The organism is Pedococcus sp. P2_D7, from assembly GCF_056404295.1.
The window spans coordinates 81,099-94,856 of record NZ_JBFUEH010000002.1; the positions used below are offsets into that span (position 1 = coordinate 81,099).

A 13,758-nucleotide genomic window follows, 5' to 3' on the forward strand; every position below is an offset into this window, starting at 1 on the left:
CACGTGGCGCGGTGGCTGTCCTGAGCGAGGTGGGTCGTATGTTCCGTGCCCGGACGGTCCTCGGATCGATCGTCTCGACCGTCGCGGTGATGCTGCTCGCGGCACCGGCCGCCGTGGGCGCTCATGCGGACCGGGTGATCGTGCTGCCCGGGGCATCGAGCACTGAGGGCATCGCGCGGGGCGCTGGCACGACCTTCTACGCCACCGATCTCTTCGCCGGTGACGTGTTCCGGGGCGACCTGGCCACCGGGCAAGTGGAGCGCTTCGTCGACAACCCGCCGGGGCGGGTGGCGGTGGGGCTCAAGGCCGACCTGCCGCATGGCCTGTTGTTCGTGGCAGGTGGCCCCACGGGTCAGGCCTACGTCTACGACCTCGACACCGGAGCCTCGGTCGCCACCTACCAGCTCACGACGGGTCCCGCCTTCATCAACGACGTCGCGGTCACCCGGACCGGCGCCTGGTTCACCAACTCCAATGCCGCCGAGCTCTACTTCGTCCCCGCCATGCGCAAGGCGACCGGGCCGGTGCGCACCCTGGCACTCAGCGGGCCGGCCGCGGACACCAGCGGCCAGTTCAACAACAACGGGATCGCCGCGACGGCCGACGGCACGAGCTTGCTGGTCGCGCACAGCGGTCAGGGCGCGGTCAACGTGGTCGACCCGACGACCGGGACGAGCCGGACCCTGGCCGGCGTGGCCACCCCGAACGTCGACGGCATCCTCCTCGAGGGACGCACCCTGTGGGCCGTGCAGAACTTCAGCAACCAGATCTCCACGTTCCGGCTGAGCGGCACCCTGTCGTCCGGGTCGCTGACCAAGGTCATCACCAGCGACGCCTTCCAGGTGCCGACGACGGTGGCCCGGTTCGGTGACCGGCTGGCCGTCGTCAACGCCAAGTTCGACACCGGCCTGCCGCCGACCGCGAGCGAGTACGAGGTCGTGGTCGTCGACCGCTGAACAACCCTCCACTTCTCCCACTTCTGGCCAGGTATGCCGCGTGGCTGGCTGGTTGTCGCGGCCACACCCCGCATCGGTGGCCAGAAGTGCGGGAGGGTCAGCCCACGGTGAGGCGCTCGGCCATCGCCTTCAGGTGGTCGGTCACCGAGTCGAGAGGTTCGAACGACCGAGCCGCACGGGCCAGCACGACGGCCCCCTCCGACGCTGCCATCACCATGGTCGAGAGCCCCGCGGCATCCTTCGCCGGCACGCCGCCGTGCTCCAACAGCTCCGTGAGCCGCGACCCCCAGGCTGCGAACACGGCCGCCGCGCCGTCGAGCAGCTCGGGCGACTCCCCCGACACCGTCACGGCGAGCACCGAGCAGCCTGCCCCGAAGTCCGACCGCTTCAGCACGCTGCGCCACAGCAGCATGAACCCGTCCACGACCTCCGCGGAAGGTAGCCCGTCGAGCGAGTCGAGCACCGCGACCGCCCGGGCGCCGGCGAGCTCGACCGCCGCCGCGACCAGCTGGTCCTTGCCGTCGGGGAAGTGGTGGTAGATCGACCCGCGCGGCGCTCCCGAGTGATCGAGCACCGACGAGAAGGACGTGGCCTGGTAGCCGTTCTTCGCCAACAGCACCACGGCGCTGTCGACCATCCGCTCGCGCGCGGAACTCCCCACGTACGTCTCCATCCCTTGACTATGACGGTCATCATAGTGGACTATGACGACCGTCCTACTATCGCACCAGGAGTCCACCATGCCGATGATCGACGTGTATGCCGCCAGCGGCACCTTTGCCGACCAGCAGCAGCTCGCGGTCGACCTGGCCAGTGCGGTGAAGGAGGTCGAGCAGGTGCCGGACATCCCGATGTTCCGCCAGAACACCGCCGCCTTCGTGCACGACCTTCCCGCTGACTCGCTCGCCAACGTCGACGGCGACTCGAACTACGTGCGGGTGCAGGTGCTCACCAACGCCGGAGCCCTCGACCGCGACAAGCAGCTGGCTGTCGTCGAGCGGCTGACGGCCATCGTGACGGCGGCAGCTGGCGACGAGTCGTTGTCGCAGCGGACCTGGGTCCTGCTGACCGAGGCGGCCGAGGGTGGCTGGGGTCTGTGGGGTCACGCCCACACGAACGCCGAGCTCGTGACCGCCGCCCGCACCCAGATCGCCGAGCTCACCCAAGGCTGACTGGTGGCCAGTGGTACCTCAGGGACCGGCCGAACTGGGGGTCTGGTGAGGCACCGGTGGCCAGATGTGGGAGAGCTAGGGGGCCAGCAGGACCAGGGGGACTCGGCAGTTGAGGCCGACGTGGTTGAGTCGCTCGACCAGGGGCTTGCCGTCGATCGTCGGCAGCTGCATGGGCTTCGGCTTGCCGGCTGCCAACGACCGCGCGTAGGCATCCCGGGCCGTGACGAGCCGCTGCCAGTCCTCGACCCACTGCGCCGCGGGCTGGTCGGCCTCGAGCCGCGCGTCCCCCAGGGCCTGCATCGCTGTGATCAGCTCGACGACCGCGTCGTTCTGGGCGTTGATCGCCCCGACGCGGCGCGGGATCGGCGACGTCGCGGCGACCGCGGACGCCGCGGCGGACTCGCGCATCTGGGCGCACGCCGCCGAGGCCACCCTCGTGATCGCGCCCTGCTCGACGACGTCGGGGTCGTCCGCGTTGGCGAAGGTCCACAGCTTCGAGAGCGCGACGAACACCACCACCGCTGCTACCACCACGGCGATGCGCGCAGCCCACACCCTCCACTGCTCCCCGGTCATCGTGGCCATCCTTGCCCGAACCCTCCCGGGCGCAACTCCGGCAAAGGCACTGCCTCACGCCACGCGATGGGCGCGGCGGACGACGGGGCCTCCCGCGGTAGACGACGAGGCCCCGCGCGGCATACCGGTGGGGTTGCCGGGCGAGGCCTGGTCGGGCCTGAGGTGGGCTATCCGTCGACCTCGACAGTGGGTGCCCCCGGCGCGTTCTTCTGCACCGAGGCGATGCCGTTCTCGGCAGCGGCCTTCGACTCGTACGCCTCACCCACGGCGATCACCTGGCCGTTGCTGGCCTTGAGCCGGAAGCGGTACTTGCCCGCCTTGTCCTGGTAGAGCTCGAACTTCCCCGCCATCACTGCACCTCCGTGAGTGGACCAGACTGCGAACGTTCGCAGCCTAGGGCCGCCGGTATGCCGCGTACAGGGCCAACGGCTCAGCGCACCTCGAGCGGCTCAGGCCGACTCCGCCATCGCCTTGAGCTTGGTCATCGCGTCCATCGTCTGCTTCGGGAGGTCGCGCCGGATCAGCGGCGTGAAGACCTTGCCGATCCCCTTGGTGGCGATGTCGATGCTGTGCGTGAGCGTCGTGCCGACGCCGTCCGAGGCCGCGACGAAGTCGACGGTGACGTCCATCATCCTGTCGGTGAACTTCATCGCGAAGTGCCGGTCGGGCTCGTGCGCGATGATCTGGCCGTCCATGGTGCCGGTGCGGCGGCCGTCGTCGTAGTGGTACTTCAACTCGGTGCCGACGTCGTTCGCACCCTCGGACAGCTTGTCGATGCCGGTGCAGCGGGACAGCCACAAGGGTGTCTTGGAGAAGTCGTCGACGATCGCGAAGACAGCTGACGGGGGTGCGCTCACCGAGAGCGTGTGGGCGAAGCGGGTCATGGCGGTCTCCGAGGGTGGGGGTGCGCACACGCTACTGCGTGCCGGCTCCCCACAGGAGGGCCTGCCTCAGATGTCCGGGTATGCCGGTGGCTCGGCTTCCGCGCGCAGGCTCGGCGGGGTGGGCAGCGGGCGCCGCGGCTCGCGCACGCCGGCCAACCCGTCACCCGGATCGTCCGGCAGGAACGCGCCCACCAAGCGACGGCCGCGCACCCGTCGGTGGCGGTACACGGCATACAGGTCGGCGTGGGTGTGGTCGCGGGCGGTGACCCGGCGCAGCGCCGGTCCGCCCATCATGACCGCCTCGCCGGGGCTGGACGCCGTGACGAAGACCGGGCGCCCGTGGGGCCGTCCGGCGCGGTCGTGGGCGATGAGCTCGTACCTGGCCATGCCCCCAGCGTGCGCCGCGGAGCACTCACTCACAAGGCCCTCAGCGGATCTCGATCCGAGGAGCCCCCGCGACGGTGTGGCCGATGACCGGGGCGCCGGGCACCTCGCCCACGACCAGCAGCCCGCCGCTGGTCTGGGCGTCGGCGAGCATGAGGAGCACGTCCTCGTCGACCGACCCACTCGCCACGTCGAGGTGCGGCCGGACCCAGTCGAGGTTGCGGCGGGTGCCCCCGCTGACGAACCCGTCGCGCAACGACTCCCACGCGCCATCGAGCACCGGCACGCACGCTGAGTCGAGCACGGCCCCGAGTCCAGAGGCGCGGAGCATCTTGAACAGGTGGCCCAGCAGCCCGAACCCGGTGACGTCGGTCGCGGCCTGCACCCCGGCCGACACCGCCGCTGCGCTCGCCACGTCGTTGAGCGACACCATCGACGCGACTGCGTGCTCGAACACCTCACCGGTGGCCTTGTGCCGGTTGTTGAGCACCCCCACCCCGATCGGCTTGGTCAGCGAGATCGGCAGCCCGGGCAGGGCGGAGTCGTTGCGCAGCAGGCGATCCGGGTCGGCGACGCCGGTCACGGCCATGCCGTACTTCGGCTCGGGGTCGTCGATCGAGTGACCCCCGGCCACCGGGCACCCGGCCAGTCCAGCCACGTCGAGCCCACCCCGCAGCACCTCGCGCAGCAGCTCGAGCGGCAGCACCGACCGCGGCCAGCCGACCAGGTTGATCGCCAGCACCGGCCGACCACCCATCGCGTAGACGTCGGAGAGTGCGTTGGCGGCTACGATCCGGCCGAAGTCGTAGGCGTCGTCGACGACCGGGGTGAAGAAGTCGGCGGTGCTGATCACCGCCGTGCCGTCGGCGACCCGGACCACGGCGCCGTCGTCCCCGTCGTCCAGCCCGACCAGCAGGTCGGCGGACACCTGGCCGCCCAGCCCGCGCACCACCTCCTCGAGCTCCCCCGGCGGGATCTTGCACGCGCAGCCGCCCCCCGCGGCATACTGCGTCAGCCGCACGGACACACCCGGTTCGGTCACGGTCCCTACGCTAGCCTCGCTCGCGGAGGCGTACAGGCGCCTGGTGGCCCTCCCGGTCTTCAAAACCGGTGCAGCCGAGCACCTCGGCTGGGCGGGTTCGATTCCCGTCCGCCTCCGCCACAGACAGGAGGCCGTATGCCGCAGCCGCAGCCCAGTCGTGGGCTCGACGCGCGTCGCCTCGTGCCAAGGACCGACGCCGTCCTCGCCAAACCCGCTGTGGCTCAGGCGATCTCGCGCCTCGGTCGCGACGTCGTGCGGGCTGCGGTGCAGCTGGCCCAGGAGCAGGTGCGCGCGGGCCGGATCGGCCCCGACGACGTCGTCGACGCGACGCTGGCCGCGCTGCCCCAGCGGTCGACGACCCTGACGCCGGTGCTCAACGCCACCGGCGTCGTCATCCACACCAACCTCGGCCGCGCCCCCCTGTCCGCCGCCGCGGTCGAGGCGATGGCGGCTGCGGCCGGCACCGTCGACGTCGAGCTCGACCTCGCCACCGGCCAGCGCTCGGCGCGCGGTCGGGGCACGACGGCCGCGCTGCTCGAGGTGCTCCCCGAGGCCGGGGCCGCGCTGGTCGTCAACAACGGGGCGGCCGCCCTGGTGCTCGCGACCACCGCGCTCGCCGCCGGTCGCGAGGTCGTCGTCAGCCGCGGCGAGCTGGTGGAGATCGGGGACGGGTTCCGGCTGCCCGACCTGATCGCCAGTGCCGGGGCCCGGCTGCGTGAGGTCGGCACCACCAACCGCACCACCCTCGCCGACTACGAGTCGGCCCTCGGTCCCGAGACCGGCTGCATCCTCAAGGTCCACCCCAGCAACTTCCGGGTCGAGGGCTTCACCTCGGCCGTCCCGGTCACCGAGCTCGTGGCGCTCGGCCAGCCCGTCGTGCACGACATCGGCAGCGGGCTGCTGCGTCCGCACCCGTTGCTGCCCGACGAACCCGATGCCGCCCGGTCGCTCGCCGACGGTGCCGCCGTGGTGACCTGCAGCGGCGACAAGCTGCTCGGGGGCCCGCAGGCCGGGCTCGTGCTCGGCCGCGCCGACACCGTCACCCGCCTTCGTCGGCACCCCCTGGCCAGGGCGGTCCGGGCCGACAAGACCACCCTCGCGGCGCTCGAGGCCACGCTGCGCGGCCCACGGGCGCCGGTGTGGGATGCCCTGCAGGCCGACCCGGCGGTGCTCCGCGCCCGGTGCGAGGCGGTCGCCGCCAGCCTCCCCGAAGGACTCGCCAGCGTCGTCCCCGCCGACGGCGTCGTGGGTGGCGGTGGCGCCCCCGGTCACACGCTGCCCGGCTGGGCGGTCGCCCTCCCCGAGTCGTATGCCGCGTCGTTGCGCCTGTTGGACCGGCCGGTCCTCGCCCGGGTCGAGCGCGGACGCTGCCTGGTCGACCTGCGATGCCTCCCGGAGGACGCGGACTCGTTGGTGGCGCAGGCGATTCGCGACGCCGGGCAGTAGGGCGCGATGGCTGTCGTCGCGACTGCGGGGCACGTCGACCACGGCAAGTCGACCCTGGTGCGCCTGCTCACCGGGCAGGAGCCCGACCGGTGGGCCGAGGAGCGACGTCGCGGCCTGACCATCGACCTCGGCTACGCGTGGACCGACATCGACGGGCGGCGGGTGAGCCTGGTCGACGTGCCGGGTCACGAGCACTTCACGGGCAACATGCTGGCCGGGCTGGGTCCGGTCGACGCGGTGTTGTTCGTGGTGGCGGCCGACGACGGCTGGTCGGCGCAGTCCCGCGAGCACGCGCGGGCCGTCGCCGCGCTCGGCATCGCACATGTGCTGCTCGTGGTGACCCGGTGCGACCTGGCCGACGGGGCGCCGGCCCGGGACGAGTCGTTCGACCGGATGGCTGCCCTCGGCGTCCACGTCTCGGAGAGCCTGCTCGTGTCGGGCGCGACCGGCGCGGGCCTCCCCGAGCTGCGGGCGGCCCTCGGCCGGCTCGCGGCAGCAGCGACGCCCGCTCCGGTCGACGCCAGTGGCACCATCGCCGACGGCCACGCGCCGGTGCGGCTCTGGGTGGACCGCTCGTTCAGCATCCGTGGCGCCGGGACCGTCGCCACCGGCACCCTCCCGCAGGGGCGGATCGCCGTGGGCGACGAGCTGCTCCTCGACGGGGCGGCGGTCGGGGTGCGCGGGCTGCGGACCTGCGGTGCGGAGGTGGCCTCGGTCGTCGGTCCGGCCCGGGTGGCCGTCAACCTACGCGGGATCGAGGTGGGTCGGGTCGGCCGCGGCACCGCGCTCACCGGTCTCCAGTGGCCGGCCCACCCGTCCGTGCTCGACGTGGACCTCGTGCCCCTCGAGACGACGATCGAAGGGCCTCGGTTGCCACGCCAGCTCACGCTGCACGCCGGCACCGCCGCCGTGCCGGTGCGCACCCAGGTCCTGCCGGACGGCCGGGTCCGGCTGCGCCTCGCCCGCCCGCTCCCGCTGGTGGTGGGCGACCGCGCGGTGCTGCGCGACCCCGGCCGGCACGAGGTCCTCGCGGGGGTGCGGGTGCGGGTCGTGGACCCGCCCACCCGCCGCGGCGGCGGGCGCGACCGAGGCGAGGCCGCGGCATACCGGGTCGTGCTGACGACAGAGGAAGAGACCCGACCCGGTGTGCGCGAGCTGGTGGCCTGGCTCGGTGACCACCCTCTCCAGGCGCCGACGCGCGCGCAGCTGGACGGCTGGGCGATCACCGCCGCCGACCTTGCCGCCGCCGCCGACCGTGGTGAGGTCACCCGGCTCGGCGGTGTGGTGCTGACCGGCGACGCCGTGCACCGCGGGGAGGCGGTCGTGCGCGGGCTCGGCCAGCCGTTCACCGTCGGCGAGGCCACCCGGGCGATGGGCACGTCACGCCGCGTTGCCGTCCCGCTGCTGGAGCGGCTCGACTCCCTGCTCGTGACCCGACGACTGCCGGACGGCACCCGCGAGGTGCGCCCGCTCAGGCCGTGATCGTGCCGCCCTCGAAGGTGCAGGTGAGCCGGTCGCCGCCGGCCTGTGTCGTGTCGGTGACGGGGTAGCCGTAGCCGCCGGTCGCCCCGCCTTGGGACTTCCACTGGGTGAGCACCGCACCGTGGACGCGTCGCGGCGTGCCCGACCCGAGGGCCCAGAGCTCGCCGCGCTGGAAGAACTGCGCCAGCCCCCGGGGCTCGGTGTGGTTCGGCCCGGTCGGGTAGCCCAGGACGCCACCCTCTCGGCCGGCGTCGACCCACGGGGCGTACATCGGCGCGGGGACGGCCTCGGCCGGCACCGGCCCACCGGCGATCGCGCCGTTCTGGAACAGCTGGATCCAGCCGTCGGGCAACGTCTGCTGCGGCCCGGTGGGGTAGCCGAGCGGGCCGCGGTCGCGCGACAGTCGGCTCCACTTCAAGTAGCTCGACCCGGCGACCACCAGGGCGGTGGTGGACGGGGGGTCGACGATGGCGCCCTTCTGGAAGAGCTGGAGCGACCCGCCCTGGGTGCCCGCGGTGGGGGGCGTCGTCGGGTAGCCGAGGATGCCGCCCTCCCGGCCGTTGGCCTTCCAGATGGTCCAGTGGGTGCCCCACACGGCCTGCGTCGAGCTGTTTGCCGAGTCGGTGATCGCCCCGCGCTCGAAGGTCTGGAGCCAGCCCTTGTCGGCGGTGTAGACGATGTCGGCCGTGGCGTAGCCGAGCCGCGCGCCGAGCGGTCCACCGTGGGTCGCGTAGACCTTGCGGATGTACTCGGTGACGGCCACCGCGCCGTACTTCGACGTGTAGTAGATGACCCCGCCCTGGAACACCACGTAGCGACCGATCCCGTCACCGACGTAGCGGACCGGGCCCGTGGAGGCCTTGAGGTAGGACGCCTGCTCACCCATCGCGTGGTACTTCTGGGTGATCGCCTCCCAGCGGGGCAGGCTCGGGGCGCTGTGCTCGCTCGTGCGGTTGTCGGACAGCGACGCCGTCGTGCAGTTCGCGAACTTGTACGGGGGCACGCAGCTGACGACCCGGCAGTGCACCCCGCCGGAGCACTTCACGTGGGTGTTGCACTGGCCGTAGCGGAAGGCGTTGCAGCAGACCCGGCGCTGGTCGCAGGTCGCCGACGACCCGGTGCCGCACGAGCAGCTCCAGCACCTGGAGTCGCACATGCCGTCGCTGCAGCCGGTGGTGCACTTGGAGCAGCTGGCGTTGCAGTCGACGATGTAGCGGTAGCCGCCCCCGCACCACGACGAGTCGGCGGCCTTCCACCAGCCCGCGGCGAAGCTGCCCGGCGGACAGGTGTTGACGCCCTTGTTCACCGTGGAGCAGAACACCGTCCAGCCGCTCGAGGCGGTGTTGCCGGGCCCGCAGATGGTGGCGTATGCCGCGACCGGAGTGAGTGCGTACTCCTTGGGTTTGGTGGCCAGTGCCGTGGCGGCCACCGTGGCGCCCACGAGCACGTCGCGGCGCGACACCGGGCGCATCCGGCGGGTCAGCGCGGACACGAAACCCGCCATCCCGCCCGGCCCGGCGTTGAGGTCGTCGAGCGTGCTCACGGGCGTCCTCCCTGGCGGGCCAGGGTGGCCCGGTCGGTGATCCTGATCGTCGAGACGAGGGCAGCGGCCCGGGGCACGGAGGCCATCCGGCGCGCGTGGCTGCCCACGACGGTGAACAGGCAGAACGCCCGACCGCCGGAGCTGAAGAAGTGCTGCGAGGCACTGAGTCCGGGCAGCGGCCGCTGCAGCCGGTTCGGCCCGAACTGCGAGGGCGCGAGCCGCGGCATCCCCTGCTGCTCGAACAGTCCCTGGTCGGCGACCTCGGTGCCGTAGTCGACCAGCGCCACGAAGACGTCGTCGGGGCCGAGGAGGTCGACGACGTTGCTGCCGAAGTCACCGCGGTCGGCCGGCATCGGTCGCGTGCAGGCGTGCAGCACCGGGCGGGTCACGTCACCCTCGGGCGTGACGCTGCTCCCGGCCGTGCCACGCGCGGCCGGAGCGAGGGGGCCACCGGACTCGGCGCCTGGTCTGCGGGTCACGGCCACCTGCCAGCCCGGGGGGGCATCAGCCCTCATCCCGTAGTGTTCAGCCACAGCTCCTCAACTCCCCTGCGTCAGCTCGCGAACGCGGCGGCGGCCAGCACGATCGCCGCCGCTCCTCCCAGAGCCACCTTAGCGAGGGCTCGTGCCGGATTTGCCCATCTTTCGACCCGGATGAAGACCCGGTGCAGGTCGTCACGGTCGACCACGCCCGCCATCAGCAGCGACGGCAGCGCGCGGACTACCCCGAAGGTCGCGCCGATCGCCAGCCCCGCGCCGAGGTGGCCGGTGAGCGCCGCCAGCAGCACCGCGGCATACGTCGTGGTGCTGGTGATGATCGTGACCAGGCCGAACCCGAGCTGGGCACCGAAGCCGACGCCGTAGACCCAGCCGCGGTAGCGGGTCAGCCAGCGCTCGTCGACCTGGCGGCGCCACGACGGGACCGAGCGCTGGTTGCGCAGGTCGACGGCCAGCCCGACGACCAGCAGCGCGGCGACCACCACGAGGGTCCAGCGCGAGGTGCGGACGGCCCCGGGCAGGAGCCCGCCGAGCGTGGCGGCGAGTCCACCGACCGCGAGCCCCCCGGCCAGCGAGCCGAGGAGGTATGCCGTGGTGGTCAGCCACCACCGGGAGTGTCGGGCCCGCTCGCCGAGCGGGCTGATGCTCGAGAGCATCGACTCGCCTCAAGGGGACCAGGTCGCCCGGACGGCCGCGACCGCGGCCATCGGGAGACCCAGGGCGAGGGCAAGCGCGGTCACCGACATGTCAGTGGTCGTGCTGGTGCGTGTGGTCGTGCGCGTGGTCGTGGTCGTGGTGACCGGGCCCCTCGGGGGAGTCCTCGTCCGGGGCGCGGTAGAGGCTGGGGTCGCCGGGGCGGACGCCCGACGCGAGCAGCTCGGCGTCGATGCGCGACAGGTTGTCTCGTCCGCCCTCCCCCATCGCCTCACCCACGAGCAGCCCGGGACCGGTGCGGCCGGCGGCGGTGCGGGCCTCCTCGCTGTCGGCCACGCCCTGCGCCATCAGCCCGCGCACCTGCGCCCAGGTGGTCGCCGAGCCCTCGCCCGTGACCACGCCGTCCTCGACGTAGACGAAATAGGGCGAGCCGGGGATGTCGTAGTCGACCCAGGCCGCAGACGACTGCACCACGTCGCGGTCGCCGGCCAGCGTCCGCAGGCTCGAGATCGACTCCTCGCCGGACCCCTTGGCGATGATGTGCAGCGCCCCCTCGCCCGGCACGTCGACCGAGCCCTGGAACTCGTCCCAGAAGGTCTGGCACACCGAGCAGCCGCTGGTGAGGAAGGCCAGCAGCGTGCGCGTGCCGGGGGTCGTCACGGTGACCTGCTGCTCGCGGCGGTCGAGGTCGGTGCCGACGATGTCGTGGGCGGTGGTGGAGTCCTTGCGGGTGGCCTGCACCACGCCCGTCTCCAGCTCGACCGGCACGGGGCCGGGCTTGCCGCCGGTGGTCGCCAGGCTCACCCCGGTGCCAGCCTCCTTCTCGAGCTCGAGACCCGCGCCGAGCTCGTGCAACGCCTTGAGGATCAAGGCGTGGCTGCGCAGCAGCCCGAGGACGAGCACGCCGAGGAGCACGATGGCGACGCCTTCGGCGATCACGACGGCAAGCATCTGTGGGTCAGCCCTTCGGGTTCGGTGCGGTGGTGGTGCGGATGGCAGCCGGTGAGGTCGTCGGCAGCACGGCCAGCACCTGCCACGCGAGGAACCCGATGACCACCGCGAATCCGACCGTGGTGACGGTGGACCCGTCGACCGCCGCCCACGCAGCGGTGGGCGGGTCGACCGCCACCAGCAGCGCCGTGAGCGCCGCCAGGGCGGTGAGCACCAGGTGGGTGCGGGTGGCCGGGGTGTCAGGCTTGCCGAAGCAGCCGCACGACCCGAGGACGCCACCGCGCGTCAGCACCCGGGCCACGAAGGCAGTGAAGACGAGGTATGCCGCGGCGACCAGCCCCGCGGCATACCGACCTGGTGCGACCAGCGCCCAGGCACCCAGGGCGACCTCGAGGACGGCGAAGGCGCGCACGACCTGGCGATGGACCGGCACCCCTGCCGCGCGCAGGGCGCGGACGAGGGGCAGCGGGTCGACGACCTTGGGGACCCCGGCCACGACCAGCAGCCCCGCCGCGGCGAGGAACGGTCCGGCTGCCAGGTCCCACATGTGGTCCAACCGTAGTCGAGGCAGCCCCGTCGGCCGGGGTCAGTCGACCTTGTCGGCCACGTCGTCGGCGGCGTCCGCTGCCTCGTCGGCGGCGTGCTTGCCCTTGGCGGTGACTTTGTCCTTGGCGTCGGTCGCGGCCTCGGTGGCCTTGTCCTTCGCCTCGGCTGCCTTGTCCTTCACGGTCTCGGCGGCGCTGCTGGCCTTGTCCTTCGCGGCGTCCGCGAGGTTCGCGACCTTGCTGGTGCTGGAGTCACGACCGGTCGTCGGCGCGGTGTAGGGGTCGTCGAGCGGGGTGGCCCAGGGGTCCTCGCGCGGCGCCGACTTGCGGAACGCGGCGATGCCAGCGGCCACCGCAGCGGCGAGGCCGAGCACCAGGAGGAACCGGCCCTTGCGGCGACGGGGCTTGGCCACCGCGTCGCCCTTGAGCACCGAGTAGGCGTCAGACGACCGGTCGGCGGTGTCGCTCGCCGCGGTCTTCGCGGCAGCCGAGGCGGCGGCGACGGCCGCGATGGCCTCGGCGACCTTGGGGAGCAGCGAGTCGACGATGGTGTCGCGCGCGGTGTCGACCTTCGGGGCCAGGCCCTCGACGGCACCCTGCAGCTTGGGAGCGGCGACCTCGATGCCGTGGTCGACGCGGGGCTTGGCCCAGTCGCGGGCGGCCTCGATGCCGTGCTCGACGTGCGGCTTGCCCCAGTCCTTGGCCTGGACGGCACGCTCCTTGGCGACCTCGGCGGCCGGGGCGACCCGGTCCTTCAGTGTCGAGGCGTAGTCGGCGGCGCTCTGGGCGGAGCTGCTGACTGCCTCGGTGGCCTGCTCAGTCTTGGTCTTGGTGCGGAACACCGTGCCTCCTGTGGCTTGGCTTATCTGGACTCCGTGAGCCTGCGAACCGGTGCCCCGAAGGGTGCCGGGCGAAGGCCGGACGGACGACTTCTCGCTACCCATCCTGCCTTGTTTCCGCTGGTGAGCAAGCCCGTGGGGGTACTGGGAGCCATCTCGAGGGGGCCCGCATGGAAGGATGCGTGACATGGACGTCACCCTCAAGACCAACCACGGCGACATCAACGTCACGCTGTTTCCCGACCACGCCCCGAAGACCGTCAAGAACTTCGTGGGACTGGCCAAGGGCGAGCAGGAGTACCGCGACGACGCCGGCCGCTCGAACCCCACGCCGTTCTTCGACGGCCTGGTGTTCCACCGCATCATCCCGGGCTTCATGATCCAGGGCGGGTGCCCGCTGGGGCAGGGCTTCGGCGGCCCCGGCTACACCTTCGACGACGAGATCAGCCCCGACAAGGACTTCACCAAGCCCTACATGCTCGCCATGGCCAACGCCGGCAAGCGGATGGGCAAGGGCACCAACGGGTCGCAGTTCTTCATCACCGTCGGCAACGCCGCCTGGCTCCAGGGCAAGCACACGATCTTCGGTGAGGTGGCCGACGGCCCCAGCCGCGAGGTCGTCGACAAGATCGCCGCCGTCCGCACGGGTGCGAACGACAAGCCCGTCGAGGACGTTGTCATCGAGTCGGTCGTCGTCAACGACTGAGTGCGACCGACCACCGGTTCGAGGTGCCCGGCCCCCACGGGTCGGGCACCTCGCGCCGATGGCCCAGCGATGACACCGAGA

17 protein-coding genes and 1 tRNA gene are annotated in these 13,758 nt (G+C 72.4%); 6 read left to right on the forward strand and 12 right to left on the reverse strand.

The window, feature by feature from the left end; translation table 11 throughout:
* The first annotated feature begins 38 nt into the window (after window positions 1-38).
* On the forward strand, window positions 39-956 hold the full coding sequence (locus AC1DWJ_RS03830; RefSeq protein ID WP_457254427.1) for an NHL repeat-containing protein: 918 nt from the start codon (window positions 39-41) through the stop codon (window positions 954-956).
* Between the two features lie 97 nt (window positions 957-1,053).
* Here the strand turns inward: AC1DWJ_RS03830 and AC1DWJ_RS03835 are convergent, their stop codons facing one another.
* Window positions 1,054-1,629 (reverse strand): TetR/AcrR family transcriptional regulator, encoded by a 576-nt coding sequence (locus AC1DWJ_RS03835; RefSeq protein ID WP_457254425.1) that lies wholly within the window; start codon window positions 1,627-1,629, stop codon window positions 1,054-1,056.
* A 67-nt stretch (window positions 1,630-1,696) separates the two neighbouring features.
* Between AC1DWJ_RS03835 and AC1DWJ_RS03840 the strand changes: the two genes are divergently transcribed.
* Entirely contained in the window at window positions 1,697-2,128 is a 432-nt protein-coding gene (locus AC1DWJ_RS03840; RefSeq protein WP_477620013.1) for a hypothetical protein, read from the forward strand.
* Window positions 2,129-2,203: 75 nt separating this feature from the next.
* On the opposite strand, the gene AC1DWJ_RS03845 is transcribed toward AC1DWJ_RS03840, so the two are convergent.
* From AC1DWJ_RS03845 to selD, 5 genes are all read right to left on the reverse strand, one after another.
* Window positions 2,204-2,704: a hypothetical protein gene (locus tag AC1DWJ_RS03845; RefSeq protein ID WP_477620014.1), complete on the reverse strand. Its 501-nt coding sequence runs from the start codon at window positions 2,702-2,704 to the stop codon at window positions 2,204-2,206.
* Between the two features lie 167 nt (window positions 2,705-2,871).
* Entirely contained in the window at window positions 2,872-3,054 is a 183-nt protein-coding gene (locus AC1DWJ_RS03850) for a YegP family protein (protein ID WP_344136771.1), read from the reverse strand.
* A gap of 99 nt (window positions 3,055-3,153) precedes the next feature.
* On the reverse strand, window positions 3,154-3,588 hold the full coding sequence (locus AC1DWJ_RS03855; protein WP_477620015.1) for an SRPBCC family protein: 435 nt from the start codon (window positions 3,586-3,588) through the stop codon (window positions 3,154-3,156).
* A 66-nt stretch (window positions 3,589-3,654) separates the two neighbouring features.
* The gene (locus AC1DWJ_RS03860) at window positions 3,655-3,975 is read right to left on the reverse strand and encodes a hypothetical protein (RefSeq protein ID WP_477620016.1); all 321 of its coding nucleotides are present in this window, start codon (window positions 3,973-3,975) and stop codon (window positions 3,655-3,657) included.
* Window positions 3,976-4,015: 40 nt separating this feature from the next.
* A complete protein-coding gene (selD, locus tag AC1DWJ_RS03865; protein WP_477620017.1) occupies window positions 4,016-5,014 on the reverse strand; it encodes a selenide, water dikinase SelD in 999 nt (332 codons plus the stop codon).
* Window positions 5,015-5,038: 24 nt separating this feature from the next.
* Here selD and AC1DWJ_RS03870 point away from each other — a divergent pair.
* The 3 genes from AC1DWJ_RS03870 (at window position 5,039) to AC1DWJ_RS03880 (ending at window position 7,942) form a co-directional block, all read left to right on the forward strand.
* Window positions 5,039-5,134 (forward strand) — tRNA-Sec (locus AC1DWJ_RS03870).
* 15 nt (window positions 5,135-5,149) lie between these two features.
* Window positions 5,150-6,460, forward strand: coding sequence for an L-seryl-tRNA(Sec) selenium transferase (gene selA / locus AC1DWJ_RS03875; RefSeq protein WP_477620018.1), 1,311 nt, complete (start codon window positions 5,150-5,152; stop codon window positions 6,458-6,460).
* A 6-nt stretch (window positions 6,461-6,466) separates the two neighbouring features.
* Window positions 6,467-7,942, forward strand: a complete 1,476-nt coding sequence (locus AC1DWJ_RS03880; RefSeq protein ID WP_477620019.1) for a selenocysteine-specific translation elongation factor — start codon at window positions 6,467-6,469, stop codon at window positions 7,940-7,942.
* Here the strand turns inward: AC1DWJ_RS03880 and AC1DWJ_RS03885 are convergent.
* The 6 genes from AC1DWJ_RS03885 to AC1DWJ_RS03910 form a co-directional block, all read right to left on the reverse strand.
* On the reverse strand, window positions 7,932-9,485 hold the full coding sequence (locus AC1DWJ_RS03885) for a hypothetical protein (RefSeq protein ID WP_477620020.1): 1,554 nt from the start codon (window positions 9,483-9,485) through the stop codon (window positions 7,932-7,934). The genes AC1DWJ_RS03880 and AC1DWJ_RS03885 overlap by 11 nt on opposite strands.
* Window positions 9,482-9,964, reverse strand: coding sequence for a hypothetical protein (locus tag AC1DWJ_RS03890; RefSeq protein ID WP_477620021.1), 483 nt, complete (start codon window positions 9,962-9,964; stop codon window positions 9,482-9,484). The genes AC1DWJ_RS03885 and AC1DWJ_RS03890 overlap by 4 nt, the downstream gene beginning before the upstream one ends.
* 74 nt (window positions 9,965-10,038) lie before the next feature.
* The gene (locus AC1DWJ_RS03895) at window positions 10,039-10,638 is read right to left on the reverse strand and encodes an urease accessory protein UreH domain-containing protein (protein ID WP_477620022.1); all 600 of its coding nucleotides are present in this window, start codon (window positions 10,636-10,638) and stop codon (window positions 10,039-10,041) included.
* A gap of 91 nt (window positions 10,639-10,729) precedes the next feature.
* Entirely contained in the window at window positions 10,730-11,575 is an 846-nt protein-coding gene (locus AC1DWJ_RS03900) for a hypothetical protein (RefSeq protein WP_477620023.1), read from the reverse strand.
* A 19-nt stretch (window positions 11,576-11,594) separates the two neighbouring features.
* Entirely contained in the window at window positions 11,595-12,134 is a 540-nt protein-coding gene (locus AC1DWJ_RS03905) for a MauE/DoxX family redox-associated membrane protein (protein ID WP_477620024.1), read from the reverse strand.
* A 39-nt stretch (window positions 12,135-12,173) separates the two neighbouring features.
* A complete protein-coding gene (locus AC1DWJ_RS03910) occupies window positions 12,174-12,974 on the reverse strand; it encodes a hypothetical protein (protein ID WP_457254410.1) in 801 nt (266 codons plus the stop codon).
* Window positions 12,975-13,158: 184 nt separating this feature from the next.
* Here AC1DWJ_RS03910 and AC1DWJ_RS03915 point away from each other — a divergent pair, with 184 nt between their 5' ends.
* Window positions 13,159-13,677, forward strand: a complete 519-nt coding sequence (locus tag AC1DWJ_RS03915; RefSeq protein ID WP_457254409.1) for a peptidylprolyl isomerase — start codon at window positions 13,159-13,161, stop codon at window positions 13,675-13,677.
* The last annotated feature ends 81 nt before the right edge of the window (window positions 13,678-13,758 follow it).

Excerpts from the sequence above, each read along its gene's own strand:
- AC1DWJ_RS03830 (WP_457254427.1), top strand. The coding sequence starts at position 39 with ATGTTCCGTGCCCGGACGGTCCTCGGATCGATCGTCTCGACCGTCGCG.
- AC1DWJ_RS03835 (WP_457254425.1), bottom strand. The coding sequence starts at position 1,629 with ATGGAGACGTACGTGGGGAGTTCCGCGCGCGAGCGGATGGTCGACAGC.
- AC1DWJ_RS03840 (WP_477620013.1), top strand. The coding sequence starts at position 1,697 with ATGCCGATGATCGACGTGTATGCCGCCAGCGGCACCTTTGCCGACCAG.
- AC1DWJ_RS03845 (WP_477620014.1), bottom strand. The coding sequence starts at position 2,704 with ATGACCGGGGAGCAGTGGAGGGTGTGGGCTGCGCGCATCGCCGTGGTG.
- AC1DWJ_RS03850 (WP_344136771.1), bottom strand. The coding sequence starts at position 3,054 with ATGGCGGGGAAGTTCGAGCTCTACCAGGACAAGGCGGGCAAGTACCGC.
- AC1DWJ_RS03855 (WP_477620015.1), bottom strand. The coding sequence starts at position 3,588 with ATGACCCGCTTCGCCCACACGCTCTCGGTGAGCGCACCCCCGTCAGCT.
- AC1DWJ_RS03860 (WP_477620016.1), bottom strand. The coding sequence starts at position 3,975 with ATGGCCAGGTACGAGCTCATCGCCCACGACCGCGCCGGACGGCCCCAC.
- selA (WP_477620018.1), top strand. The coding sequence starts at position 5,150 with ATGCCGCAGCCGCAGCCCAGTCGTGGGCTCGACGCGCGTCGCCTCGTG.
- AC1DWJ_RS03880 (WP_477620019.1), top strand. The coding sequence starts at position 6,467 with ATGGCTGTCGTCGCGACTGCGGGGCACGTCGACCACGGCAAGTCGACC.
- AC1DWJ_RS03895 (WP_477620022.1), bottom strand. The coding sequence starts at position 10,638 with ATGCTCTCGAGCATCAGCCCGCTCGGCGAGCGGGCCCGACACTCCCGG.
- AC1DWJ_RS03905 (WP_477620024.1), bottom strand. The coding sequence starts at position 12,134 with ATGTGGGACCTGGCAGCCGGACCGTTCCTCGCCGCGGCGGGGCTGCTG.
- AC1DWJ_RS03915 (WP_457254409.1), top strand. The coding sequence starts at position 13,159 with ATGGACGTCACCCTCAAGACCAACCACGGCGACATCAACGTCACGCTG.